Origin of the sequence: Cyclobacterium xiamenense, assembly GCF_009467825.1 — a bacterium.
Lineage (GTDB): Bacteria > Bacteroidota > Bacteroidia > Cytophagales > Cyclobacteriaceae > Cyclobacterium > Cyclobacterium xiamenense.
Genome location: NZ_WIOK01000038.1, coordinates 20,222 through 45,272, shown reverse-complemented (window position 1 = coordinate 45,272; position 25,051 = coordinate 20,222). Strand labels below are relative to the sequence as shown.

The following is a 25,051-nucleotide window of genomic DNA, read 5'->3' as shown; positions in this document are numbered from 1 at the left end:
TAAGACAACATAATTTACCTAAAGTAGGCCGGTTTTCATAAGGAAAATCGGCTTATTTTGTCTCAAGAGGCCATTTTTTTCTTAACTTAATAGCATTGACTACCAGATAAATATGGTAACAGGCTAATTAATATTTGGCTGGCCCAACAAGGACGTCCCGATAACAGTATGAATCCGGTTGAGAAATTATGCTTTATAGGCTCAAGGGGAATGGGGGCCTTAGAGTTTGAACCGGCCCAAATTAAAACAAACAAAAGCAGTTTTTCTCTAGAGCTTGACAGTTTGGTTGATGTAGCAAAAAGGATGCTCAATGAGCGAGAGGCCTTCTTAACCAATATCGGTAAACACGAAGAAAAGGCCATGATGGAGATTTTGAAGATAGGAACCTCAGCAGGCGGTGCCCGCCCTAAGGCGGTAATTGCTTACAACCAAAAAACCAAAGAAGTGCGATCGGGCCAAGGGAACGTGCCCAAGGGGTTTGAACATTGGTTACTAAAATTAGATGGTGTTAGTGGTGAACAATTTGGAGAAAGTTCAGGCTGGGGCCGTGTGGAGTATGCCTATTATTTAATGGCAAAGGAATGCGGAATTACCATTAGCGAATGTGAGCTGCTAGAGGAAAATGGTCGTGCACATTTTATGACCAAACGCTTTGACAGGGAAGGTAATACCAAGCATCATATCCAATCATTGTGTGGCTTACAGCATTACAACTTCAACGATATGGATGGTTACAGCTACGAACAAGTATTTCAAACCATGCGTTTGTTGCGTTTAACCTATCCCGAAGCAGAAGAAATGTTTCGTAGAATGGTGTTTAATGTATTGGCTACCAACTACGATGATCATACCAAAAACTTTTCATTCATCTTAAAAAAAGGTGAAGCTTGGCGATTGGCTCCTGCTTATGATTTGTGTTTCTCATTTGATGCAACCAATCATTGGGTAAACAAGCAAACCTTAAGCGTAAATGGAAAAAGGTTGGCAATAACCAAAGCTGATCTCATGACCATAGCTAAAGACAACAATATTAAGAAGGGAGAAAGAATAATAGATGAAATTAATTTGATCATTAAATCGTGGAATGACTACGCAAAACAAGCAGGCGTTAGAACTGATTTAAAGGAAAGAATACATCAAAACCTGAATATTTTGTAAGAAATGGGGATAGTAGAAAAAATTAAAAATATATTAGGTCAGGATAAGCGTAAGAACTTGGTATTCTATTTTGATGCAGATGGTTCCTTTAAGGATGAATTACAAGAAATTGAAGCATCAGGTATTCAGGTTATTCCGGTAGCTCAAAATTACTTTGAGCTAAAGTATCAGCTCGAAATGGAGCTAAAGGGCAAAGAAATATTTTTATATCATCCATTTCCTAAGCCCAATGAGAAGGAGATCAAAAAATACCCTTTATTAGATTTATTAAAAGCGAATCATGAATTGCGTTTGGATTTTGTTTCAGAATTCATTTCAGAACATGGGCTTCTGGATACTTCAGAGAATAATCGACTTGTAAAACGCTATGAAAAAGTTTTAAAAACCAAAACCAATCAAAAGAAACTGGCTCGTATTTTAGATAGTAGTCATTTCAATAAAGGAAACCTAAAACTGGGCTTAATCTCTATTACGCTCGACGTCCACTCCGTTGCCGATAAAAATAGTTGCATGGGAAAATGCTTGACTCTGGCAACCGATGAAAAGGCTTTTAATAAAGCGGTGAAATCTCTAGTTGAGTTGGAATTGGATCAGGAGGTAATGGGATGGTTTAACTTTTTATTGGACACCAATTGCCAAGACCTTAACCGTGAGAATATAGTAGAACTGGCTCGTAAGGTGAAATATAATGTACTCACTGCATTAATTGATAAACCATTAAAGACAGATAGTTACAATAAATTAAAGCTACAACGCTCTGCGGATATTAACCGCTTGCAATCCTTTTTTCAGGACTGGGAAAACCACCCAAACCTTAAAGATCAGATAGAGCCGGTATTTAATCAACTGGCTGCTGATATTAAAACTTCCAACCTCATGGCTTGGTACGGTAGTGATCATGAGTTTGGCTACTATTCAGAGGACATGCTTACCAGTATGATTAGAGAACTGTACAAAACGGCTCTTGAAAATCCGGTAAAAACCTCCGTTTGGGAGGGTTCTAACAAGCCATATTACTTTAAAAATACAATTTATGTAAGGCAGGGTTCTCAAACACGAACAAGCTCAGGGAAATCAATTTCTGCACTCTTGGACCAACAGGTCGAATCAGAGCAGAGATGGGAGCGGCGGTCGGTATTGGGAGCGTACCTTGATGATTTAGATTTAAGGGAAATTGAAAATTCAATCAGGGCATATAAAAATTATAGTTTCAATGATAATTTCACTTCTCCAGAACAATTTTTGATAAGCCGTGGCTTAATTGTCAATGGCAATATTACCAACGCTTGTATGGTATTGTTTGGCAAAAATCCTACCCAATTCATTCCGCAGTCAATTATCAAATTAGTGGTTCATCCTGGTTCGAAATCTGGTGATAGCTTTAAGGAGAATAAAATTTATAAAGGCAACCTATTTAAAAATGTAAAGGAGATTTTTTCTGATTTTGATATCCACATTGGCAAAGAAAATGTGATTGAAGGTGCTCTTAGAAAAGAAAAAAAGCTGTATCCAGAAAAGGCATTAAGAGAAGGTTTGTTAAATGCGATTGTACACAGAGAGTATGGTGCTATCCAATCTTTTTTAGTCATAGAATTGTTTTCAAACAGACTGGTAATAAGCAACTATGGTGGGCTTCTAAACAATATGACTGTCAGTGATTTAAAATCAGAGCACAACTCTATACTTCGAAATCCTGACATTGCACAAATGTGTTATTATAACCGCTTAATTGAAATGCTGGGAACTGGAACACTCCGTATGATTAGAAATTGCAAAGAAGAAGGTTTCAAGATTCCTAGGTGGAAGAATACAAACAACATTTTAGAATTGTCTTTCCCAGATGTTAAACATCAATATGAGGGAATAACTGAGGGAATAACTGAGGGAATAACAAAGGTTATCGATGAGGGAATAAGTGAGGGATTAATCGAGGGAATAACCGATGGAGTAAAGGAATCAATGATTCAAATAGTTTCATTGATTTTGACTGAAAAAAGCATTAGAGCTTCTGAAATCGCTGAAAAGCTGGACAAGCCTTATAAAACCTTAGAGCGTCATATCTCTCTTCTGAAACAACTTGGAGTTATTGAGTATATAGGTTCAAAGAGAGCCGGAGGCTACAAAGTATCAGAGAGGTTTATAACAAAAAGGGGTGTGTAGAATTAAAAAAAAATAGAGGTTCTTAAAGATTGGGAGATTATGTAGAAGCTACTTGGGCAGATGAAATAGGATCGGGTGTACGCAACATGAACAAGTTTGTAGGGATCTATACCGGTGGCGCTCATCCTGTATTTATCGAAGATGAACCCTTTAAGAGTACTGTTCCGATGCTTCTTCATAAGATGGGTTCAAAATCTGAAGTACTCTTAGGCCTAGCTCAGCTGACAGAAAAGCAACTTGGTGAAGATAGAGTTAAGATACTTCAAGAATTATCCCTGGATTTGAAATTTAAATCGATAGATGATTTGAATGAACTCGCAATTCATTTAGTGAGGACTTAGGCAGAAAAAAGTGGGGAGTTGACAAATATTAGATTATTGATAAACAATGACTTAACGATCGATGAACTCCAAAAAGTGGGAAGTTGGCCGGAAAAAAGTGGGGAGCTCTTAAAAAAACGTGCAAGGATTTTATTGAGCGTCTTATTGCTGACACTTATTCCAATGTCTTTGGAAGAATTAGCAGGTAAGTTAGGTTATAGGAGCAAGGAACGCTTTCGGGACGATTACATAAAACCATTAAAGGACAATAGATTGCTAGGCTACACTCTGGAACAAGCAAACGATCCCAATCAACAGTATGTAATTACAAGTCGCGGAAAACTGTTTATAGGAGGCAGTTCCTTGTGAAAATGAGGGGACCTTTCATTGAAAAGTAATCAAAGAGAGTAAATCAAACAGTCTGATCCTGAAAATGAGGTGGTGAAGCGCATAGGAATGTTTAAGGAAAGGAGTCCGGAGATATTGAAGGTGATATTGGAGAGTTGAAAATTAAAAACTGATGCAAGTACGAAACTTACTCTTATACCAAGTAGCCGAAAAAAAGGTGCAGGTCTCTGTATATTTTGAAAAAGGTACGTTTTGGTTGACTCAAAAAGCGATGTCCATGTTGTTTGGTGTCAAAGTGCCTGCAGTCAGCAAGCATCTTAAAAATATTTTTGATAGTGGAGAGTTGGAAGAGCCTTCAGTTATTTCCATTTTGGAAACAACTGCCGAAGACGGTAAAAACTATGAGACTAAGTTCTACCGCTTAGAAGCCGTATTGGCCGTAGGGTATCGGGTCAATTCTATCCAAGCCACGGACTTTCGCAAATGGGCTACCACCACCCTCAATGAATTTATCATCAAAGGTTTTGTATTGGATGATGAACGCTTGAAGCAAGGCAAAAGCTTTGGTCGGGATTACTTTGATGAATTGCTCGAGCGCATCCGGGAGATCAGAGCCAGCGAAAGACGTTTTTATCAGAAAATCACCGACCTCTATGCCCTCAGCACCGATTACGATAAAGAGAGCCAACAGACCATGGATTTTTTTGCAGCCGTACAAAACAAGCTCCATTGGGCCATTACGGGTAAAACTGCAGCTGAAATCATCTATACCGAAGCAGATGCCACCAAGCTGTACATGGGCTTGAAAACCTGGAAAGCGGCACCAGATGGTAAAATACTGAAAAGCGATGTGGTACTAGCCAAAAATTATTTGGATCATCAACACATCGCAGAATTGAACAGACTAGTGTCGGCTTATTTAGACTTGGCCGAAAACAATGCACAACGCGGTATGGCATTCAATATGCAACAATGGGCTTCTTTTCTCGATCGCTTCTTGGAGCTCTCAGACTATCCAATCTTAAAAGATAAAGGCAAAGTGAGTATGCTGGAAGCCAAACTCAAGGCAGCTGCGGAGTATGATAAGTTTCGGGTGATTCAGGATAAAAATTATGAAAGTGATTTTGATAGGATCATCAAAAAGCTTAAGAAATGAAACTATCCATCCGTTTTTTTGATGACCCTGCCTACCGGACAGGGAGGCGTGAGGTACGGGCCGCTTGGGGTGAGGCTCAGGCTAAGTGGTGGTTTAGTGTGGTGGATGTGGTTGGTATCTTAAACGATGAGCCGGATTATACCAAAGCAGGGAACTATTGGCGCTGGCTCAAAAGGAAATTGCTCAAAGCAGATGTTCAGTTCGTGAGTGGCACTCACAGACTGAAATTAACCGCTGCGGATGGTAAAAAATACCTGACAGACACTTTGGATAGCCATGGGATTAGTGAGCTGGCCAAACATTTCCCTAATAATAGAGCCAGCAAGTTTTTAGACTGGTTTCTCTACAGCGACACCAGCTTGGATGGACAAAGCAAAAAAAAGGCCTATCCCCTTTTTGAAAGTAATCTTATTAATGAATTTGAAGTGCGTACCACCAGGGGTCTTCAAAAAATCCATGCCTATCTGTTTGGTGGCTTGTATGCGTTTGCAGGTCAGATCCGGGAAAAAAGCATCTCCAAAGGCGGCTATCGTTTTGTGTATGCCCAGCACTTAAAGAGCACCTTGCAGCAAATCGATGCCATGCCACAAACCACACTGGAAGAGATCATCTCCAAGTATTCGGAAATGAATAAGGCCCATCCCTCTATGGAAGGTAATGGTAGAAGTACACGAATTTGGCTGGATCTAATCCTGAAAAAACAGCTGAAAAAATGTATGGATTGGAGCAAAATCAAGAAAGGAAACTACATGAATGCCATGGTCATCAGCACAGTGGACAGCGGTGTCTTGATGCACCTGATAGAATCGGCACTAACCTCCGAAATCAATGACCGGGAGATGTTTATGTAAGGAATCGACTATTCCTATTACTATGAAGAATGATCAAGGGAACGCTTGGCTTTGGATAAATTCGATGAGAGAAAGAGAAAAGCAAGAATGATTTGAGCTAATTTTAAAACTAAAATGCAAGCTTGCAAAAGTCTAAAAGGTATTTAAAAAGTAGGAATATCCGCAAAGTCACCAGTAACCCAATAAGTACTTTTTGACAGTTGGTGTCAATTGCTTTAGTACGGGTTTAACTCATTATAAATTAGGTCAAAATAAATGGTTTTGACCATGAACATCATCAATTTCATTAATCGGTTTCCGGACGAGGCTTCCTGTATTGAATACATCAAAGTACAAAGGATGCAGCAAGGAATCATCTGTAAGAAATGTACTGGAATCAAGCATTATTGGCTTGAAAACAAGCTTTCATTTCAATGTGCTTCCTGCGGATTCAGGACCAGTATCAAGAGTGGTACAGTTATGCAGAGCAGTAATCTATCAATCAGGACCTGGATGACGACCATTACTTTCATCACCGCAACCAAGAAAGGGTTCAGTGCATCCGAACTCCAGCGACAGCTGGGAATGAAACGCTATGAACCAGTTTTCAGGATGTACCACAAACTCCGTAAAGTGATGGGGCAACGGGATGAACGGTACAGCCTGGAGGATTTGGTGGAATACGACGAAGCTTTCATGGGAAAGTCTACCAAAGCCAAAATCCGCAGCCAGAGCAAGCGGGGAAGAGGTATATAAAAAGATCAGAAACTTGAAGTACCGCTACATTTCAGACATGGGGATGTATAAGGAAAGGAGTCCGGAGATATTGAAGAGTTGAAAATAAGAACTAATGCAGGTACGAAACTTACTCTTATACCAAGTAGCTGATAAAAAGATGCAGTATTTGGCTGATGAAGGAGTAAAGCACCGAAATCATGAAAGTGCAAGCTTGCAAAAATCGATAGGAAAATCTCTTTTTAGTAGTTTTGCAGCCGGATACCCAAAATTTCGCTTCGTACGGAAGCGCTATCACGACACCCGGCTTGATCCCTCACTATCAACGAAAAACCGATGAAGACTACCTTTATTCACAGCGCAGACTGGCAAATCGGAAAGCCGTTTGCTTCCCTCTCTGACCCAACGAAGCAAGTAAATCTTTCCAACCTCCGACTACAGGCCATCCTGAAAATAGGGGAAATTGCCTCCGAAGAAGGAGTGGATTTTGTCGTAGTTGCGGGAGATCTCTGGGATTCGGTCACTCCTACCAAGGCGCTGGTTTCGGAAACCCTGCAAGCGATCGGAAAAATCCCGGTGCCGGTCTACGTTATCCCGGGAAATCACGACCACGCAGCACCGGGAACCGTTTGGCATCAGGCATATTATCGACAAGAGCAACAAGCACTGGCTCCCAATCTACAGCTCCTACTGGAAGCCAAACCCATCGAATTAGATCAGGCGATCCTTTTGCCCTGCCCCCTCTTGAGAAATAAAGAAAACACGGACCTCAGTCAGTGGCTTCGGGATGCTTCCATTTATACGGGACTGGGAGACAAACCACGGATTGTCCTTGCCCATGGTTCGGTAGCCGATTTTGGAGCAGAGAAATTTGAGGATGAGGAGGAGTTTGGTTCTTCCGCTGCCAACCTATTGGATTTATCCAGACTCCCCCTGGACGATAATTTGGATTACCTTGCCTTGGGAGACTGGCACGGCACGAAAAAAATCAACGATAAAAGCTGGTATTCCGGGACGCCCGAGCCGGATCGCTTTCCAAAAGGAGAGCGGCATGACCAGGGCAATATTCTCCTGGTAACGGCAGAACGGGGAATAATTCCAACAGTTCAGCGACTGAATACTTCCTCTGCTTCCTGGCAGGTTCAATCCTTTCATTTTACCAGCGACACGGCCTTCCCGGAATTTGAATCGGCCATGAATGTATGGGTGGGTAATCGCGTAAATCAGGACTTACTAAAGTTGGAATTGACGGGCAGTCTTGGATTAGAAGCGATGGATAGGCTTCAAAAAAGTCTGGAAACCTATCAGTCACGGCTGATTCGTATCAAACTTGCCAACAGGGTGCTGCTCGAACCCCGAGAGGAGGAGTTGGATCAACTCCGAATCGCCAGTCAAGATCCGTTGATCGCAAGAGTCGCCGATAAGCTAAACTTCATCATTCAAAAAGGCGGAGTAGAAGAAACCGTTGCCCGAGAAGCCTTAAAGCAATTGTATTTCACCAGCAAAGCCCTCTAAGCCATGATTATCCGCACCATTAAAGTGACTAATTTCAAGAAGCATCGCGAGCTATCCTTAGCATTTAATGAAAAGCTCAACTTAATAGGCGGTCCCAATGAAGCAGGAAAGAGCACCATTGCCGAGGCCATTCACGCGGCTTTGTTTTACAAGCATTCCGGCAATTCTCAACAATTACGAGACCTGCAGTCGCTCTACACCCAAGACGGGCCATCGGTTGAATTAGAACTGGATTTTGGCAATACCGCTTATGTAGTAAAAAAGGCATTTTTGAAGGGTGCCGGTTGTACGATTTCCTCAGCCAGTATGCAAACACTGACAGGGGCCAAAGCTGAAGAAAAACTGGATGAATTACTTGCCTCGAGCGCAAATACATCGACACACAGCCAGGCGAAGGGCGAATGGGCCCATCTTTGGGTATGGCAAGGTACATCCGGAGACAACCCAAGTGGGATCATGGCGACACAGCAAGAAAAAATGCTCAACCAACTTCAGGACGCCGGAGTCATGGTAGCGCTAGCATCTGAAAAAGATCAGCGAGTCGCCACTCATTTTTCCACTAAATACCATGCGCTCTTTACAAGCAACGGGAAGTACAAAGCAGGTTCGACCATAAAAACCATTTACGAGCAACTTTCAAAGAGTGAAGAAGATCTTCAAAAGACAAAGGACAAAATCGCGGAGATGGAGGAGGATATCAAAAGCTTTAGCGCTAAATCTGAACAACTCACGCAGCTCAAACAAGACCTAGCGGATATGGGGATAGCGCGAGATACCTATCGCTCTCAAATGGACATGCTCAATCAATTGGAAGTGGCCCTTGCCGAAGAAAAACAAAAACTGGAAAAGCACGCGGAACATGAAAGTGAGCTCCGGGATCGCATCAATACTATCAAAGAATTGCGTGAGGCGATTGTGGCGCTGGAAGATCAGTTGGCTCCTTTAAAAAATGAGTACGAGAAGAAGGAAAACGAATTGAAAGCACTGAAAGCACACATTCAAGAAGCAAAAAACAATCGAAAGGGTCTGGAAGACCAAAAGCAAAAAGAAGCCATCAAAAAAGAGTTTCTACATCTTGTGAACACCATTCATCAGAAGTCCAGTGAGGAGCAGATCGTCAAAAAGTCATTGGATAAGATCAGAAGTCTGGAAAATGAAAAATCAGAATTTCTGAAAAAGCTGGGAAATCTGCCGCAAATAGAAAGAAAAGATTTGGATACCTGGAATGAGCTGGAGGCTAACCTTAGGTCTAAACGGGAGATTTTAAAGTCCATAGCGACAGAAATAGAACTATTGACTTCGAATCATACTCTCTCGATTCAAGGTGAAAAACTGAGCGATAAACGGCTGCTAACGGAAGAAACGATCCTTGAAATCGAAGGAAGCCCCATGCTAAAAATCCTCCCTGGTGGAGGCAAAAGCCTTCAACTAGCAACAGAAGAGGAAAAAAATGCCGGGCAAAAGTTCGAAGATCTTAAACGAAAACTTGGAAAGCAGGATAAGGGGCAAATTGACAAAGTAATAGTCGAACGGGAATATCTGCAAAAACGTATCCAGACAGCAAAAGACAAACTATCAACTTTGAAAAAGGCTGAAGAGGAAGAGCATCAGCTTCAGGAGATTCGCTCTACCCTGTCGCAACTCACGATCAGAAAAGCGAACCTTGTCACAAACGATCAAAGCTTGGACGTATTGAATGAGCAAAATTCGTCCAGGGAACTTCAAGAAGTGGAGGAAATAGTATCAGACCTGGTTCAGAAAATAGACGCGTTAAAAAACCAGATTGATCAGAAGGAAGAATCCTATAACCGGTTAGAAGAAGGTCGAGCGGTAGTTTTTGGGAGATATACTACCAGTCTAGGTACGCTTACTGAAGAAAAAGCCAAACTGAACCTGCTACGGTCGCAAGCCGGAAATACTGACGAACAAATCCAAAAAATACGAGCTGAAAAAGAAGCCGTAGAAAAGGCCTGCGAGCAAGTGAAGGCTTCCATTGAAAAACTTGAACCGGAAAAACTAAGAACAGATTTTGAACGAACTGAGCATGCGATAGGCGCCAAGTCAGCTACGTTACGAGAGTTGGAGTTTTCCGTGGTAAGATTAGAAGAAAAGCTTAAGCTAAGCAATAACGGGGATAGCGATAGCTACCAAAAACTCCAATCTGATTTTGCGAGGCATGAATACCATCAGGCGGTTTTCGAGGGCTATCAAAATGAGGCAAACGCCATCAAGCTGTTGGATGAGCTCTTTAGACAGGAAAAAGACGAATTGACCAAAAATTATGCACAGCCCTTTGCTGAAAAAGTAAAAACGTATCTTTCCTTTATCTTCGGCACGGAGCTGGAAATCGCCGTCAATTCGGATGATCGGGGTCAATTCACTGGCTTGGACATCTATCGAGCAAACTACAGGGATTTAGGCCGATTGGCGTTCGATAAATTAAGTGGAGGAACCAAAGAACAGGTAGCGGCAGCCGTACGACTTGCTATGGCGGAAATTCTGGCTCCTGCTTACGGAGGAAACTTGCCCATAGTCTTTGATGATGCGTTTGGTTTCTCTGATCCAGAACGTCTCAATTCGCTACATAATATGCTATTTCGTGCCTCGGAGAATGGACTACAGGTAATTTTATTGAGTTGTAATTCCAAAGACTACCGAAGCCTGGGGGCCACTGAGCTTGTACTTCAATAGGTGATTGTGAGGTGCCCCACCAATTTGAGGGAGTTGATCATGTTTTAATGGTTGCAATTGCCCCTTACAAGCAAATGGCAACGTATCCGGGTAAACGGTCTTAAATCGAATGGTGCAAATTGATAAAAGCGGTACCAGCACCGCAAGATCGTTGGAAGGGTCAATGGGCCGATAGCCTGTTGCGGACTTCCGGGGCACAGGGATGTCCTTGCTCTAGAAGGTACCAGAGCTATTTTTGTGTCTACCGGCAATTTGGTACCAACTAATTTGTCCTGGTGTACTACCGGGCCTGAAAGCTGAAACGGGGTGGGGTGTTTGTAGGCGGTTACAGGGTCTAATGGAAACATCGTACGTTGCTTATTGACGATACGTACTTGGAAAATACCATGGCAGGTGAGCGCGGTCTGTATCAAAAAATAACCGTTTATTTACCAGGTGCTTTTCGCCATCGGTATTCCGTTCGTTTTTTACTAGTATTCCGCTGTCCCGGGCTCCGGCTTTTGGTTGCGGCAGTGGCTGACATGCACTGGCGGGTAGCGAGTGGGCAGTTTTTTTTAGCAAAAAGCCTACGATAAAAACCATGACGGTCTACCTGATTTCCGATGTCCCTTCCCTGCATTTATGCGAAGTGATTGTGCATACCATGCCGGATTTTTTCCCGGATTCCATTCAGTTTCGCCTGTGGGGCACATTGGAAGATCCCCAGGATATCTGGACCTGGGACAGCTTGTTTGAGGTGGGCAGGCAGGCCAGGCATCAGCTGATGGATCAGGAGGAAGACGCGTATTTTGTTTTTCTCTTTGAGGGATTGAATCTGTACAATTGGTTTTGCGCATTTGATGTACAGCAGCCCCGGGTAGGGTTTGTCCAATGTTCCGGTTGGGAACGACTGGGCGTCGCTTTGCCCAAACAGGCCATTCTGTACCACCTGTTTACCATTCTGACAGCCATGAAGTTTTTTGGGGATGATACATCCGATCCCTACGGGTTTTTTCACGAAAAGAGCATTGGGTGCATGTTTGACCTAACGGAAAAAAAGGACGAAGTCATCCATAAATTGAAAGCGGCCTACATCTGTAAGGCCTGCGTTGAGCAAATTGCAGCGCGGTCTTTCCGGCAGCCGGAAGCCTTGGTTTACCTGAATGGGGTGAAATCGGTGCTGGACTCGGTGCGACAAGCCCTGTTTGGCCTGGAGTTAGGAGCCTACTTTGAGCAACCCCGGCTCAGGCTGACGGTTCTTTACGACCTGTCCATGCTCCTTGAGGTCAACGGCGAGTCGATTCCGTTTTCGGTTGGCAGAGGAAAAGGGGCTGTCCTGTACCGCATGCTGCTCAAGTACAAGAATGGCTTGAGCTACGCAGACCTTGCATTGCCCCGTTACCTGAGTGAATACGTGGATACCTACCACCGTTATTTTGTGAGCAATGCGAGCAAGCAGTACCTGCGAAACCAACTGGAGGAAGAAATCAGCCGGGGCGTTTACAGAAGAAACCTCTACTCGCTGGTTTCCAGAATAAACGATAAAGTGCGGATAGCGTTGGCGCATTTTCCCGAAGTAAGCGATGCGTTGCGCATTCAACGCAGGGGGGCAAGGCTGTTGATACAGCTAGACAGGATGGACGTGCAGGATACTGCTTGATGAAGCGCGACTAACCGGACCGAATATTGGCAGGTCGGGACGTGTTTTTTTCAGGTTCCGGCTTGGTAACTCGCCGAAAGCCGGTGATTGGGACTGTCTTTGACCAGCAAAAGGCCGGTTTTATAAGTCGCGTACAAATGGTTTACAAAAAGTGGCAGTTGAATTCCCTTGGCACCCGACACGATACATTCGATTGAGAATAACGAAAATAGTTGCTACTTTCTAACGGGGAACGGTTGTGTTTCCGAAGATGAACTTAAGTCAGGAAGCTTTTTTCCGTGGCTGCCTTTTTGCGTTTTAAACCCGGGTTGAAATGATACAAGTTTACCTCCTGTCCGATGCAAGCACCGAATCACTTGCCGGTCAAATCGTCGAGTTTTTAGCTCCCTTTTTTGAAGGAACGGCGGAGTTGCGTCGGATAGAGGCAGTGATTCCCTACAGGGAATACTGGACCTGGAAGGATTTGTTTGCCGTAGGCAGGGATTGTAAAGGGGACGCTCAAGTTGGAAACGAAGAGCGCTGCTACCTGTTTCTTGTTGGGGGAAGCAACGAAAACAATTGGTTTGCCTCCTTTGATTCGGACGATCCTTCGGTAGCCTTTGTGCAGTGCTCGGGCTGGGAGCAATTTGACCTACCCGATCCTACGTATGCCGTTGCTTATCATGTGCTTGCCATGGTGACAGCCATGCGCTATTTCTCTTCGAAATCCCCCTCGGAGCGGTATCATTTTCCTAGCATCGGCTGCATGTTTGATTTTACGATTGACAAATCGGAGGTGCTGTTTAAACTTAAATCGGCCGATATCTGTCAAAATTGCGTACAGGAAATCGCCATTACCGCTGGCGATAAGGCCGGAGCAATGGCTTATCTGATGGCCACCAAAGCCAGTATGGAAGCCATCAAGCAGGAACTTTTTCCGGCGGATTGGGGGGAGATCTTTGGGGTGCTTGCCTACGATCTTTGCATCAACGAAGAACTGGACTTTCGGCTTTGCTTTGGGCAGGTGAAGCTCCTGTTGCCCATTTCGAATGGCTATGAAAAGGTTTTTTACCTGATGCTATTGAAATACCGGGAAGGACTCAGCTATCAGCAACTAATGGAGGACGCCAAACTCCAGGAATTTATAGAGATTTACTTTAAGTTCTTTGCAAGTACAGGAAGTTTGGACGAGCTTCGCAAACGGCTGCTTGATGAGAGAAGTACTGGTAAACTAAGAAGCAGGCTGATGACACTCAAGTCCCGGATGGCAAAAAAAATGACACAAGTCCTGAAGAACTATCCCGAAATTCGCGATCAATTGTCGATACGCAACCGAAAGAAGGTGTTCTCTATTTCAGTGAAGCCGACGGCACTGCAGGTCGGTCATGCGGACATAAACAAGTATTTAGGACTTTCGTAAGCGATCTTACCGGAATGGCAAATCATCCAAAAAAAACAAACCAAGAGTCTTTATTACCTGTTATTACGGAGGTAACCGAGACCGCTATTTCAGGAGTTCGTGCGGAAGAGCAGCGGGAAATTGAAATTTTTTGGGTAAAAAAAGGAATAACTGTTTGATTTTTACTAGGGGAAAGTTTACATTTGATGCATGAAAAAATTCGCAGCTACCTACTTTAGCTTCTTTTACTTTTACTTTCGTCCCTACGGCCGAATCGGAGCTGCGTATTGTCTTGAGAAAAAATAACAAAAGATAAACAAACAGGAAGCCCGATTCGAGAGAGTCGGGCTTTTTTATTTAACCTCAAATCAAAATGGAAAATCACTTACAAACGAAAGACTGGGGCTTGGGCCTGGACAGGGAGCACCTCATCATCGCCGGACCTTGTAGTGCGGAGACCCCGGAGCAAATCGAAAAGGTTTGCCTGGACATGAAAGAAGCCAATGCCGTTCCGGACGTATTCCGGGCAGGTATCTGGAAACCAAGAACCCGACCCGGGAGTTTCGAAGGGATCGGCGAGGACGGACTGAAATGGATGGAAATCGTACGCCACCACCTAAACATCCCCATTACCACAGAGGTAGGGAATACGGCACACGTGGAATCTGCACTGAAGCACGGAGTCGATATTCTATGGATAGGCGCCCGTACCACGGTAAACCCCTTTGCTGTACAGGAGATCGCCGATGCCCTGAAAGGAGTGGACATTCCCGTGATGGTAAAAAACCCCATGAATCCAGACCTGGAGCTTTGGAGAGGCGCCCTGGAGCGTTTGCAAGCAGTAGGCGTAAACAAGTTGGCTGCAATTCACCGGGGATTCAGCGACGCCTACGATAAAAAATTCCGAAACAAGCCCAATTGGTCCATGCCAATCCATTTGAAACGACTGTGGAAAGGCATGCAGGTGATCAACGATCCGAGTCACATCGTAGGAAACAGAACAGGGATTCTGGAAACCGCGCAGCGGGCAATCAATTTTGGACTGGATGGCCTGATGATCGAAACGCACCACGACCCGGACAATGCCTGGAGTGATGCCAAGCAGCAGGTGACCCCCCGTCAATTGCGGGAAATCCTGGATCAGATTGATTTCAAGCACACGCTCCAAGCCGAGCATCCTTCCGAAAAACTCCAGGACTTGAGAAATGCCGTAGACCATCTGGATGACCAATTGATGGATTTGTTGGCCGAACGCTTTTCCATCATCGATCAGATCGGGGCCCATAAGCGGGAACACAACCTGACCGTTTTTCAGGCAGATCGCTGGAAGCACGTCATGGATTCACGAACGCAGAAGGGCGTGGAGAAAAACCTTAGCGAGAAGTTTATGAAGGAATTGCTTTATTGCATTCACGAAGAATCCGTAAAACGACAGGAGAAAAAACTCAGAGAAGGATTACCTTCAGGAAAGTCTGTTTGACGGTTAAACCCGTTTTATTCCATCGAAAAGAGAGACCGGTAGCTGCTGTTGGAAGCAGGCCAATGCCGGTGGGATGCCTTTGCCGGTCTGAAAATCTGCAGGCAACTTTTCCATGAATAAGACGGGTTTAATTTTTACCTTTACCAAAAAAATCCAACCTTGGACACACTACTCTTTTCTTCCGATATTTCGCTGGACTTGCCCCGCTACCTAACTACCAAAAAATACTCGAAATTGGGGGTACTTATGGACAGTCAAACCATCAACCATTGCTACCCCATTGTTTCAGCAGCGCTTCCGGAGCATGCCATGCATGCCTTTGAAGCAGGGGAGGTGCATAAAAACCTGGACACCTGCCGGGACATCTGGCAATGGATGACGGATGCTAATTTTGACAGAAAAACCCTTATCCTCAATCTGGGAGGGGGAGTAACCGGAGATATGGGGGGCTTTTGCGCCAGCACCTACAAGCGAGGTATTCGCTTTGTCAATATTCCCACCACGCTACTTTCCCAGGTGGATGCCAGTGTGGGGGGCAAATTGGGCATTGATTTCAATGGATTTAAAAATCACATCGGCGTTTTCAATCAGCCGGAAGGCGTGTTGATTAGCGATGAGTTTTTGCAGACCCTACCCGAAGCCGAATTGCGGTCGGGCTATGCAGAGGTGCTCAAGCATGGACTGATCCGGAACGAGAATTATTTTTACAGTTTAAAAACAGAAAACTGGCAACGCCAGCACTGGAAGGATATCATTGCGGTTTCGGTGGGTATCAAGCGGGAAGTAGTCGACAAAGATCCGAAGGAGGACGGACTGAGAAAAATTCTTAATTTTGGTCATACCATTGGCCACGCCATCGAATCCCATTACCTGGATACCCCGTACCATTTGCTGCATGGCGAAGCCATCGCTATCGGTATGATTACGGAAGCGTATTTGTCCCACAAGTTTTTACGCATGCCCGCCGCGGACCTGGACACCATCCAGCAAAAATTGCTGGCGGTGTTTGGAAAAACCTCCATCGCGGATGCCGATTTCAATGCCATCATCAAGCGTTGTTTTCAGGACAAGAAAAATGATGGAGAGGCCCTGAACTTTTCCTTGTTGAAACGAATCGGGTCCTGCGACTTCAACATCGTCGTTGGAAAAGAAGCTGTGATCGAAGCGCTAGCGTACTACAACAGTTTGGCCGACTGATCACCCTGCCAACAAACTTTAATAGACTGCAATTGCACCATGAATACCATCGAATTACCGGTAAAAAATACCTTTGGTAACATCCGTATCCCCCTTCCTTCTTCCAAGAGCGAAAGTAACCGGGTACTCATCATTGATGCGCTGACCTCCGGCGAAAACCGTCTTTCCAACCTGGCTGAGGCCAGAGATACGCAGACAATGATCCGATTGCTCCGGGAGGATCCAGAGGTGTACGACGTGTTGGATGCCGGCACTACCATGCGTTTCCTGACGGCCTATGCTGCGTTGAATAATAAGAAGAAAATACTGACAGGTACCCCCCGGATGTGCGAGCGACCGATTGGTATCTTGGTGGATGCGTTGCGTGAAATCGGTGCGGATATCGATTACCTAAAGCAGGAAGGATACCCTCCCTTACAGATCAACGGATTTGACGGGCAAAAATCGGCCGAAATAACTATCCGGGGAGATGTGAGCAGTCAGTACATTTCGGCATTGCTCATGAACGCGCCCTTGCTACCGGAGGGCTTGACGCTAAACCTTAGCGGGAAAGTCGGTTCGGTGACCTACATTACCATGACCCTGGAGTTAATGAAAGCGTTTGGCGTACAGGCGCTTTTTGAGGGAAATCGGATTCAGATAGCTCCCCAGCACTACCAGCCCACCTCCTTTTCCGTCGAAAGCGATTGGTCCGGTGCCAGCTATTGGTTTAGCCTGTTGGCAGCTGCCGATTCCGGTGAGTTATTTTTGGAAGGATTGAAGGCGGATAGCCTGCAGGGAGATGCCCGCATTGTCGAAATCATGACCCAGTTGGGTGTAAAAAGCACCTTTGAGCCAGGAGGGGTCCGCTTGCAAAAAACTGCAGTACTTGGGGTACCTGCATTTGATTTTACCCATTGTCCGGACTTGGCCCAAACGGTAGCGGTAACCTGTGCCCTGACGGGCCAAACTTCCGATTTCAGCGGGTTGGAAAGTTTGCGAATCAAGGAAACGGACCGCATCTATGCCTTGCAGCAGGAATTGGCAAAAATTGGAGCGAGACTGGAAGAGCGAAAAAGTGGTATATTTACCCTGGTTCCGGCAAGCGCCATCCCGGACAAGGTAGTAATTGATACGTACGACGATCACCGGATGGCCATGGCATTCATGCCCTTGCTCACGCGGACACAGCTCTGTATCGTGGATCCTTCGGTGGTGAACAAATCGTACCCCAGCTTTTGGAAGCATTGTGAATTACTCGGGCTAACAGTGGTGTATACAGACCAGCGTGGAGGGTGACGGTATCCGAAAGGAACAAGCATCGTGCGGGAAAGGTGGGTTTTAATAAGCTAATAAAACGAACTGGTTTTGAAGAAAAAGTTAAAAATAGCCATACAGGGTGTGCTGGGTTCGTTCCATCACCAGGTGGCACAGCAATATTTTGGTGCGGAGATCGAACCGGTCGGCTACCATACCTTCGAGGAAGTGGCGAAAAGTGTCGAGAACGGCACGGTGGACTACGCCGTAATGGCGATCGAAAACTCCATTGCCGGCGCCATATTGCCCAATTACGATATCATTGACCGGCATCACCTGTACGTGGTGGATGAGCACTACCTGCCCATCTCCCATAATCTCATGGCGCTTCCCGGGCAGCAACTGTCGGATATTCGGGAAGCCAGGTCACACCCCATGGCCCTGCTGCAATGCAAGCAGTTTTTTGCGCAACACCCGGCGATTCGAGCAGTGGATGATGTCGATACAGCTTATGTGGCTAAAATTATCGCAGAGCAGCAACTAACGGGACTGGCCGCGGTAGCCAGCAGCAAAGCCGCCGAGTATTACGGATTGGAAATCCTGGCGAAAGACATACAGACAGTCGCCAATAACTTTACCCGATTCATTATCCTGCAGAAGGAACAACCGGTAAGGGAGGCCTCTCCGTCCAAAGCCAGCCTGAAGATTACCATTCGCAACGAAAAAGGCGCTCTGGCAAAATTACTCACACTGATGAGTGCCTACGACCTGGATCTGACCAAGATTCAATCCATTCCCGTGATGAGTAAACCCTGGGAGTATACTTTTTTTATCGATACCCTGATTGCCGACGAATCCAAATTTGAGGAGGCGTTGGACCTGATTGAGAAGAAGTACGGAACGGTTAAACTATTGGGGGCTTACCAAAACAGAAAAGGATGAAAGGATATTCAGACCGCTTGGGGGAAGTTCAGGAATATTACTTCTCCAAAAAGCTCAAAGAAGTGCAGCAACTTCGGGAAGCTGGAAAGCCCATCATCAATATGGGGATTGGAAGTCCGGATTTGCCTCCCGATCGCCGGGTGACCGAGGCGCTCAAACGGACCGCCGATCTCCCGGACGCGCATGGGTACCAATCCTACCAGGGTATTCCGCGCTTGCGGAAGGCCATGGCTGACTTTTATGCCAGAAATTACGGGGTTCCGCTGGACCCACAATCCGAAATTCTTCCCCTGATGGGGTCGAAGGAAGGCATCATGCACGTTTCGATGGCGTTTTTGAACGAAGGAGATGAAGTGCTGGTTCCCAATCCGGGATATCCCACCTATACCTCGGTGACCCGGCTGCTTCATGCGCATCCCGTCTATTTTGACTTGTTGGAAGGTACGCAGTGGGAGCCCGATTGGGAAGCGCTGGAAAACCGGGACCTTTCGCGGGTGAAGCTGATGTGGGTGAACTATCCCCACATGCCAACCGGAGCGCCCGGGAGCAAAGAACTCTTCGCAAAGCTGCTGAATTTTGTGCGAAGAAACGATATTCTGCTGGTTCACGATAACCCCTACAGTTTTATCCTGAACGAACAGCCCATGAGCATTCTGGAGTTGCCGGAAGCAAAAAACCATGCACTTGAACTGAATTCCCTGAGCAAGACGTTCAACATTCCTGGCTGGAGGGTCGGCATGTTGGCAGGCAGACAGGATTACCTGCAGGCCGTTTTGCGGGTAAAGAGCAACATGGATTCGGGCATGTTTTTGGGTATTCAGGAAGGAGCCATCAGCGCCCTGAGCCTGGATAAATCCTGGATTACATCCACCAATGCCATTTACAAAGCCCGTAAATACCTGGTGTTGGAGATGGCCTCCATGCTGGGTTTGCAGGTAGCTGAAGGTGGGGTAGGAATGTTTGTTTGGGCAAAGGTGCCCTCAGGTACAAAGGCCATCGATCTGGTAGACCGGCTGTTGTACGAAAAGGATATTTTCATCACGCCGGGAGAGATCTTTGGAAGTGGCGGAGCGGCATACGTTCGGTTTTCCCTCTGCGTGGACGAACAACAGATAAAAGAAGCATTGAACAGGTTGGTAAAATACGACTAATATGAAAAAAGTACACATCATCGGGCTGGGACTATTGGGTGGATCCTTTGCGCTTGCATTGAAAAAATCCCGGCCGGACTGGAAACTAACAGGATTCGATAAAAATCCGCTCCATTTGGAGACAGCGCTTCAGATGGGTTTGATTGGAGAAAAACGTGAACGGCCAGATAGTGATACCTCACTGGTGGTCCTGGCTACCCCCGTGGATAGTTTGTATGCCTTGCTGGACCAAACGCTGGGCCAGGTAGGTCCGGACACCCTGGTTATGGATTTTGGTTCCACCAAAGATCAGCTTTGCCGGCAAATGGCCGCTCATCCCAAGCGATCACAATACCTGGCGGTTCATCCCATTGCTGGCACCGAAAATTCCGGCCCTCAGGCTGCTGAAGAGAAACTCTTTGACGGTAAGGTTTTGATCCTATGCGAGATGGAAAAGACTGACGTGCAGCTGAAGGGATTGGCCTACGAGGTCTTTGAGGCGCTCAATATGAAGCTTCGCTTTATGGATCCCGTCGATCATGACTTGCACCTGGCTTTTGTGTCGCACCTTTCGCATGTATCCTCCTTCGTGCTGGGAAAAACGGTTTTGGACAAGACCCGTGATGAAAAAAACATCTTTGACATGGCGGGTAGCGGCTTTGCATCCACCGTGCGCCTCGCCAAAAGTTCCCCGGATATGTGGGCACCTATATTTTTTGAAAACAAAAAAAACGTATTGGAGGCCCTGGACAGCTACCTTGAACACCTGTCCCACTTTCGGAATCTACTGGCACAGGGGGATGCCGAAGGCTTACACCAGGAGATGACCGAAGCCAATAAAATCAGGGATATTTTGGATTTAAGGGATTAATTCCAGGTATAATTTTTCAATTAGATACTAGTATGGTAATTTTTTTGTAGATTTAATAGTATGCAATTGATGATTGATTCAGAATACGGAACCCTTCGGGAGGTTTTGGTGCACCGGCCGGGAAAAGAGATCGACCGGCTGACACCCTACAATAAAAAGTTGCTATTATTTGAAGACGTTCCGTACCTGGAGGAGATGCAACGGGAGCACGATGTGTTTACCACCTTGATTCAGGACTGCTGCGGGGCAAGGGTATATTTTTTCGAGCATTTGCTCTCAGAGATTTTGACCGATAGCCAGCTTTTGCGGCAATTGATGCAAGAAGCCCTGGCCGCATCCCGATTGGATCACCTTACGGAGGATCTGCTCGGCGTATTGTCGGTTTCGGAATGTGTACAGGCTTTGATTTCCGGGATAAAGGTACACGAAGTACGCGGTAAGCTCAGTAGCCGTTCCCTGGCAGACCTGCTGGACGTGGCTTTTTTAATTCCACCCTGTCCCAACCTGTACTTTCAGCGAGATACCGCCGCCATTGTACCTGGAGGGATGCTTTTTTCTGCCATGCGCCTTCCCGAGCGGCAACGAGAGGCGAATATGGTTCGGCTGATTTTTGAAAATCATCCGCTCTTTAAGGAAAGGGTCAAAAAGTGTTACCCGCCAGTAAGCCACAACAATCCCGCCTCACTGGAAGGAGGCGATGTAATCATTTTGAATGAAAAGGCTGTGGCCATCGGATTCTCGGAGCGAACCGAAGAGAAAGCGATTTACCACGTAGCAAAAACGCTAATCTCTTCCGGTAGTATCGATCGGGTGTACGAGGTACACCTGCCCAAGAAGCGTAACTTCATGCACTTGGATACTGTTTTTACCATATTGGACCAAAACAAGGTGCTCACCTATCCGGACGCCATACAATCCGTGCAGAAAATCTCCCTGTATACCCGAAAAGAAGACGGGGGCACCGAGGTGCATATTAAGCGGCATCACGTAAAGGAGCAGCTCCGTGAGATTTTGAAGCGGGAGATTCCTGATTTGGAGGTAATCGGAACCGATAAAGTAAACCAGGAATATGCGCTGCGCGAGCAGTGGTTTGATGGGGCCAATGTGTTTACCATCGCTCCGGGAAAAGTGATTTCCTACAACCGCAACAAGCACACCAATCGGGCGCTGCGGGAGCTTGGAGTAGAGGTACTGGAAATGCCCTCTTCCGAATTATCCAGGGGGCTGGGAGGGCCCCGCTGCATGAGCATGCCGATCAGCAGAAATTCGGCAGGGTAGTTCCAGCCATCTTTTCACGTAACATTCCACTTCTTTTTTCCCTTTCGATCCGCCGGAATCGGCGTTTGGATCAGATTTGGCACAGTAACTCCGTGTATAGGGCCTTTGGTAGAAGGGAAGTGACTGTATGCGTATGTCGGCATTCCTGCGCCGGGCCCGGTACTTTTTGAGCGAATTGGTCAGTTCTTACCCAAAGGATTGCCCGGCAGGTGCGATTAGAAGCTATCAAAGAAGGACCTTCGCCTGGACACTTTCAAGTCGCGTAGAATATTGGATTTTACCCGTATATCGATATTGTAGGAAGTGAACCTGCCAAAAGGTACCCAGTTTACATTCATCTGCCAGCAATGGAGGTCACGGGCGATGCCGATCATGGTTTGGGTGATTCGGGCAGCGGCCACATCGTAGCCGGAATTAAAATTGATTTTCCATTTATCGGAAAGGCTAAGGTCTCCGGAGACGTTTATCGCCTGGGTGATGTTTGTCGTACCCGAAGCGGCTTTATTATAGCTGAGGTTGTAGCTGAAGTTCATGTTCCAGGGTATGGACCAGTCGATGTATTGGCTGGGGTCATTGGCGATGCGATTTATTTCATTTTCGACAAAATCATTCATTTGCCCCCCCTGATTCAGAAATTCGTTGGTGAGTTCGTCCCGAACCTCTGCGGGCGACTGTTCTGTTTTGCTGGGGTTGATGCTGCCATTGAGATTCAGGGAAGCACGACGGATGGTACCGAGGCCTTGTCCGCGTTTCCATGCAAATGCATTCACCCGCCGGGTTACTTGTCGTTCCCCGTTCGTAAAGGTCTGTGTGGCATAAGGGTCAAAATTAGCGCTGAGGTTTACCGATAGCCGTTTGTCAAACAAGGAAGTACGGGTATTGAAATTCACGGGCGCGAGGTTAAACGAATCTACAGCAAAGTTGTAGCTGGTGGACACGTTTAACGTCTGAAGAATGGGTACCTTTTTTGTGTCGACTTCTGCCGTATCGCTTTCCGTACGCACCTTGGCTTCCACCACATTTCGGATGTTGATGCTCAGCGCCTTGGCTTCACCCATAGGGGCTCCACCGTAGATAAACCCCTGGTACCGGGACAGGCGTTGAATCCGCCCATCGCTATTCGTCTGCACTTCCTGGTAGTATCCAAAGCGCGGGTCCGAGAAATCCGGGGTGCTGGTAAAACCAAACGTGGGCTGCATGTGGTGCCGGATGGCTTCAATTTTTGACCCCTTCTTAAAGGTGTAAAATCCGTAAATATTTGTGGCAAGGTTAAATGAGGAGTTGTAATAATTGATTCGATTAAACCCACTTTCCAAGATGCGGTCCAGGCGCTCTTCTGCCGGGTTGTAGTAATAGTTGATCCGGTCCAGGTACCAGATTTCGGTAAAGTTCATGGAGGCGGTTCCGGTAAAAAAGCGGAAGAGGCTGAAGTTAGAGGAAATGGGTACCGTATGCCGGAAACCGTTGTCAGCGTCCCGTAGTAGCTGCGGGAGATTCGCAAAGGTAAAGGGAAGCACATCGGGCGCTGTCGGCTGCCCAAGTTCCTCGACTTGCTGCTGCAGGTCGGGATCCACGCCTAGCTCCGGAGTGATTCGGTTGTTGATCGAGTTTTGTGCATTGAAATTCCAGGCGATGTTTAGGGTTTTCAGGGGTTCGAACCGGATGTTGCGGAACGGGTTTTGCCGGTTCATGTTTACGGCAACGTCTGGAAGCAACAGGTTTACCTCATCGGTTACCTGATTTTGGGAATGACGGAGGTTCGCCGACATGCTAAAGGGCGTGCCGGTGAAGGTTTTGCTGTAGGAAATATTGGAAGAGAAATCCGACTGCTGGTTTTGTTGAAAGTTGCCTGGATTCAGGATGTTATCGTTGTAGGATTTTGTGCCAAAGTTGGCCGATGCAGAAAAGCGGGAATTGCCGCGGGTTTCCGGGTTGTGGTTCCAGCGAAACCAAAAGGCGTCGTATTCCAGGGGTTGCTCGGCTGTTTCCGGGCTTTGAAATTTTTGGTAGTCGATATTCAGCCCTCCCTTGAATCGGTAGCGTTTGTTATAGACGGATGCCGTCTTCAATCCATACCCTCCTTTGGAGAAAATTTCGCCCGTCACCCGGGTGTGTATGTAATCACTGAAAGCAAAATAATACCCGAAGTCTCGCAGGAAAAAGCCGCGTCGTTGTTCTTCGCCATAGGAAGGAAAAATGATGCCGGACGTTTTTTCTTCCGGTGTATCGGGAATGACCCCAAAAGGAAGTCCCAGTGGGGTGGGTATGTTGTTGAAATACAAATTAAACGGTCCGGAAATCACGTGCTTGCCGCGAACGGACTTGATTTTGGAGGAGGAAATATGCCAGTGAGGTTCTACCAAATCGCAGGTGGTATAAAAGCCTTTGTTGAGGTATACCGATCCATCTTTTGTTTTTTTCACCGTTTCTCCGCGAAGCAGGCCTTCGTCCTGTTGGGTGACCACGTCCGAGATGAGGGCTTTTTGGCTTTCGAAATTATAGCGCATGTGCCGGCGAATTTCATAAATGCTGTTGCCTTCCTTGAAGACGGGCGTGCCCTGCACCACCCCTGTACTGTCCTCCAGTCCGGAAGCATACAGTTCTGAATTTTCCCAGTCGATAATGATGTAGTCCGCATCCAAACGAATATTGCCGTATTCAAACCAGGCGCCTTTGTACAAAAACACCTTATTTTGGCGAAAATCGGAAACAATACTGTCTTCGGCGTAATAATTGATCGTGGTGGTGATGTCTCCGATTTCTTGCTGTATCGCAGAATCCAGTTCTTCCGGGGAAATCTGCAGGATGCTGTCGGGAAGGCTGGGGAGCTCGTCCACTTCCTGGATGGGTGTAATCAGCGTATCCGGGGCGGTAAGCTCCCGCTCGGCAGCCCTGCTTTTTCCGGTTTCCTGCCCAAACACTGCCGGCCCAAAAAGCGTACATGTACAAAGGGAAAGAAAAGCGCGGGTAAGATAATGCACCGATTA

General features: G+C 46.2%; 19 protein-coding genes and 1 pseudogene. 19 read left to right on the top strand and 1 reads right to left on the bottom strand.

Going from position 1 to position 25,051, the window contains the following annotated elements; all coding sequences use genetic code 11:
• The first annotated feature begins 168 nt into the window (after positions 1 to 168).
• The 19 genes and pseudogenes from GCU44_RS20480 to GCU44_RS20390 all read left to right on the top strand — a co-directional run bounded on the left by GCU44_RS20480 (position 169) and on the right by GCU44_RS20390 (position 22,064).
• Positions 169 to 1,158: a type II toxin-antitoxin system HipA family toxin gene (locus tag GCU44_RS20480; RefSeq protein ID WP_241685048.1), complete on the top strand. Its 990-nt coding sequence runs from the start codon at positions 169 to 171 to the stop codon at positions 1,156 to 1,158.
• 3 nt (positions 1,159 to 1,161) lie between these two features.
• Positions 1,162 to 3,318, top strand: coding sequence for an ATP-binding protein (locus tag GCU44_RS20475; RefSeq protein WP_154859190.1), 2,157 nt, complete (start codon positions 1,162 to 1,164; stop codon positions 3,316 to 3,318).
• A gap of 29 nt (positions 3,319 to 3,347) precedes the next feature.
• A complete protein-coding gene (locus GCU44_RS20470) occupies positions 3,348 to 3,659 on the top strand; it encodes a hypothetical protein (RefSeq protein ID WP_154859188.1) in 312 nt (103 codons plus the stop codon).
• Positions 3,660 to 3,677: 18 nt separating this feature from the next.
• Entirely contained in the window at positions 3,678 to 4,007 is a 330-nt protein-coding gene (locus GCU44_RS20465; protein WP_154859186.1) for a hypothetical protein, read from the top strand.
• A gap of 151 nt (positions 4,008 to 4,158) precedes the next feature.
• Positions 4,159 to 5,142, top strand: coding sequence for a virulence RhuM family protein (locus GCU44_RS20460; RefSeq protein ID WP_154859184.1), 984 nt, complete (start codon positions 4,159 to 4,161; stop codon positions 5,140 to 5,142).
• Positions 5,139 to 5,993 (top strand): Fic family protein, encoded by an 855-nt coding sequence (locus GCU44_RS20455; RefSeq protein ID WP_154859182.1) that lies wholly within the window; start codon positions 5,139 to 5,141, stop codon positions 5,991 to 5,993. Before GCU44_RS20460 ends, GCU44_RS20455 begins: the two co-directional genes overlap by 4 nt.
• Before the next feature lie 267 nt (positions 5,994 to 6,260).
• A pseudogene (locus GCU44_RS20450) lies at positions 6,261 to 6,722 on the top strand (IS1595 family transposase); the annotation flags it as partial.
• Positions 6,723 to 7,043: 321 nt separating this feature from the next.
• Positions 7,044 to 8,222: a metallophosphoesterase family protein gene (locus GCU44_RS20445; RefSeq protein WP_154859180.1), complete on the top strand. Its 1,179-nt coding sequence runs from the start codon at positions 7,044 to 7,046 to the stop codon at positions 8,220 to 8,222.
• A 3-nt stretch (positions 8,223 to 8,225) separates the two neighbouring features.
• Positions 8,226 to 10,913, top strand: a complete 2,688-nt coding sequence (locus tag GCU44_RS20440; protein ID WP_154859178.1) for an AAA family ATPase — start codon at positions 8,226 to 8,228, stop codon at positions 10,911 to 10,913.
• 580 nt (positions 10,914 to 11,493) lie between these two features.
• Complete coding sequence (locus tag GCU44_RS20435; protein WP_154859176.1) at positions 11,494 to 12,552, top strand: hypothetical protein; 1,059 nt, start codon at positions 11,494 to 11,496, stop codon at positions 12,550 to 12,552.
• Between the two features lie 313 nt (positions 12,553 to 12,865).
• The gene (locus GCU44_RS20430; RefSeq protein ID WP_154859174.1) at positions 12,866 to 13,951 is read left to right on the top strand and encodes a hypothetical protein; all 1,086 of its coding nucleotides are present in this window, start codon (positions 12,866 to 12,868) and stop codon (positions 13,949 to 13,951) included.
• A 14-nt stretch (positions 13,952 to 13,965) separates the two neighbouring features.
• The gene (locus GCU44_RS20425; protein ID WP_154859172.1) at positions 13,966 to 14,109 is read left to right on the top strand and encodes a hypothetical protein; all 144 of its coding nucleotides are present in this window, start codon (positions 13,966 to 13,968) and stop codon (positions 14,107 to 14,109) included.
• 194 nt (positions 14,110 to 14,303) lie between these two features.
• The gene (locus GCU44_RS20420; RefSeq protein WP_154859170.1) at positions 14,304 to 15,410 is read left to right on the top strand and encodes a chorismate mutase; all 1,107 of its coding nucleotides are present in this window, start codon (positions 14,304 to 14,306) and stop codon (positions 15,408 to 15,410) included.
• A 159-nt stretch (positions 15,411 to 15,569) separates the two neighbouring features.
• On the top strand, positions 15,570 to 16,607 hold the full coding sequence (aroB, locus tag GCU44_RS20415; RefSeq protein ID WP_154859168.1) for a 3-dehydroquinate synthase: 1,038 nt from the start codon (positions 15,570 to 15,572) through the stop codon (positions 16,605 to 16,607).
• A gap of 39 nt (positions 16,608 to 16,646) precedes the next feature.
• Positions 16,647 to 17,885 (top strand): 3-phosphoshikimate 1-carboxyvinyltransferase, encoded by a 1,239-nt coding sequence (locus tag GCU44_RS20410; RefSeq protein ID WP_154859166.1) that lies wholly within the window; start codon positions 16,647 to 16,649, stop codon positions 17,883 to 17,885.
• Between the two features lie 69 nt (positions 17,886 to 17,954).
• Positions 17,955 to 18,785, top strand: a complete 831-nt coding sequence (locus GCU44_RS20405) for a prephenate dehydratase (protein WP_154859164.1) — start codon at positions 17,955 to 17,957, stop codon at positions 18,783 to 18,785.
• A complete protein-coding gene (locus GCU44_RS20400; RefSeq protein ID WP_154859162.1) occupies positions 18,782 to 19,936 on the top strand; it encodes a pyridoxal phosphate-dependent aminotransferase in 1,155 nt (384 codons plus the stop codon). The genes GCU44_RS20405 and GCU44_RS20400 overlap by 4 nt, the downstream gene beginning before the upstream one ends.
• 1 nt (position 19,937) lies before the next feature.
• The gene (locus GCU44_RS20395; protein ID WP_154859161.1) at positions 19,938 to 20,786 is read left to right on the top strand and encodes a prephenate dehydrogenase; all 849 of its coding nucleotides are present in this window, start codon (positions 19,938 to 19,940) and stop codon (positions 20,784 to 20,786) included.
• A gap of 60 nt (positions 20,787 to 20,846) precedes the next feature.
• The gene (locus GCU44_RS20390) at positions 20,847 to 22,064 is read left to right on the top strand and encodes an arginine deiminase (protein WP_092174408.1); all 1,218 of its coding nucleotides are present in this window, start codon (positions 20,847 to 20,849) and stop codon (positions 22,062 to 22,064) included.
• 215 nt (positions 22,065 to 22,279) lie between these two features.
• On the opposite strand, the gene GCU44_RS20385 is transcribed toward GCU44_RS20390, so the two are convergent.
• Positions 22,280 to 25,045 (bottom strand): putative LPS assembly protein LptD, encoded by a 2,766-nt coding sequence (locus GCU44_RS20385; RefSeq protein WP_394366504.1) that lies wholly within the window; start codon positions 25,043 to 25,045, stop codon positions 22,280 to 22,282.
• Between the last annotated feature and the right edge of the window lie 6 nt (positions 25,046 to 25,051).

Bases quoted from the DNA above. Each gene is read 5' to 3' on its own strand.
- GCU44_RS20390 (WP_092174408.1), top strand. From the start codon at position 20,847: ATGCAATTGATGATTGATTCAGAATACGGAACCCTTCGGGAGGTTTTG.
- GCU44_RS20425 (WP_154859172.1), top strand. From the start codon at position 13,966: ATGGCAAATCATCCAAAAAAAACAAACCAAGAGTCTTTATTACCTGTT.
- GCU44_RS20400 (WP_154859162.1), top strand. From the start codon at position 18,782: ATGAAAGGATATTCAGACCGCTTGGGGGAAGTTCAGGAATATTACTTC.
- GCU44_RS20440 (WP_154859178.1), top strand. From the start codon at position 8,226: ATGATTATCCGCACCATTAAAGTGACTAATTTCAAGAAGCATCGCGAG.
- GCU44_RS20420 (WP_154859170.1), top strand. From the start codon at position 14,304: ATGGAAAATCACTTACAAACGAAAGACTGGGGCTTGGGCCTGGACAGG.
- GCU44_RS20455 (WP_154859182.1), top strand. From the start codon at position 5,139: ATGAAACTATCCATCCGTTTTTTTGATGACCCTGCCTACCGGACAGGG.
- GCU44_RS20460 (WP_154859184.1), top strand. From the start codon at position 4,159: ATGCAAGTACGAAACTTACTCTTATACCAAGTAGCCGAAAAAAAGGTG.
- GCU44_RS20410 (WP_154859166.1), top strand. From the start codon at position 16,647: ATGAATACCATCGAATTACCGGTAAAAAATACCTTTGGTAACATCCGT.
- GCU44_RS20435 (WP_154859176.1), top strand. From the start codon at position 11,494: ATGACGGTCTACCTGATTTCCGATGTCCCTTCCCTGCATTTATGCGAA.
- GCU44_RS20395 (WP_154859161.1), top strand. From the start codon at position 19,938: ATGAAAAAAGTACACATCATCGGGCTGGGACTATTGGGTGGATCCTTT.
- GCU44_RS20430 (WP_154859174.1), top strand. From the start codon at position 12,866: ATGATACAAGTTTACCTCCTGTCCGATGCAAGCACCGAATCACTTGCC.
- GCU44_RS20480 (WP_241685048.1), top strand. From the start codon at position 169: ATGAATCCGGTTGAGAAATTATGCTTTATAGGCTCAAGGGGAATGGGG.
- GCU44_RS20445 (WP_154859180.1), top strand. From the start codon at position 7,044: ATGAAGACTACCTTTATTCACAGCGCAGACTGGCAAATCGGAAAGCCG.
- GCU44_RS20475 (WP_154859190.1), top strand. From the start codon at position 1,162: ATGGGGATAGTAGAAAAAATTAAAAATATATTAGGTCAGGATAAGCGT.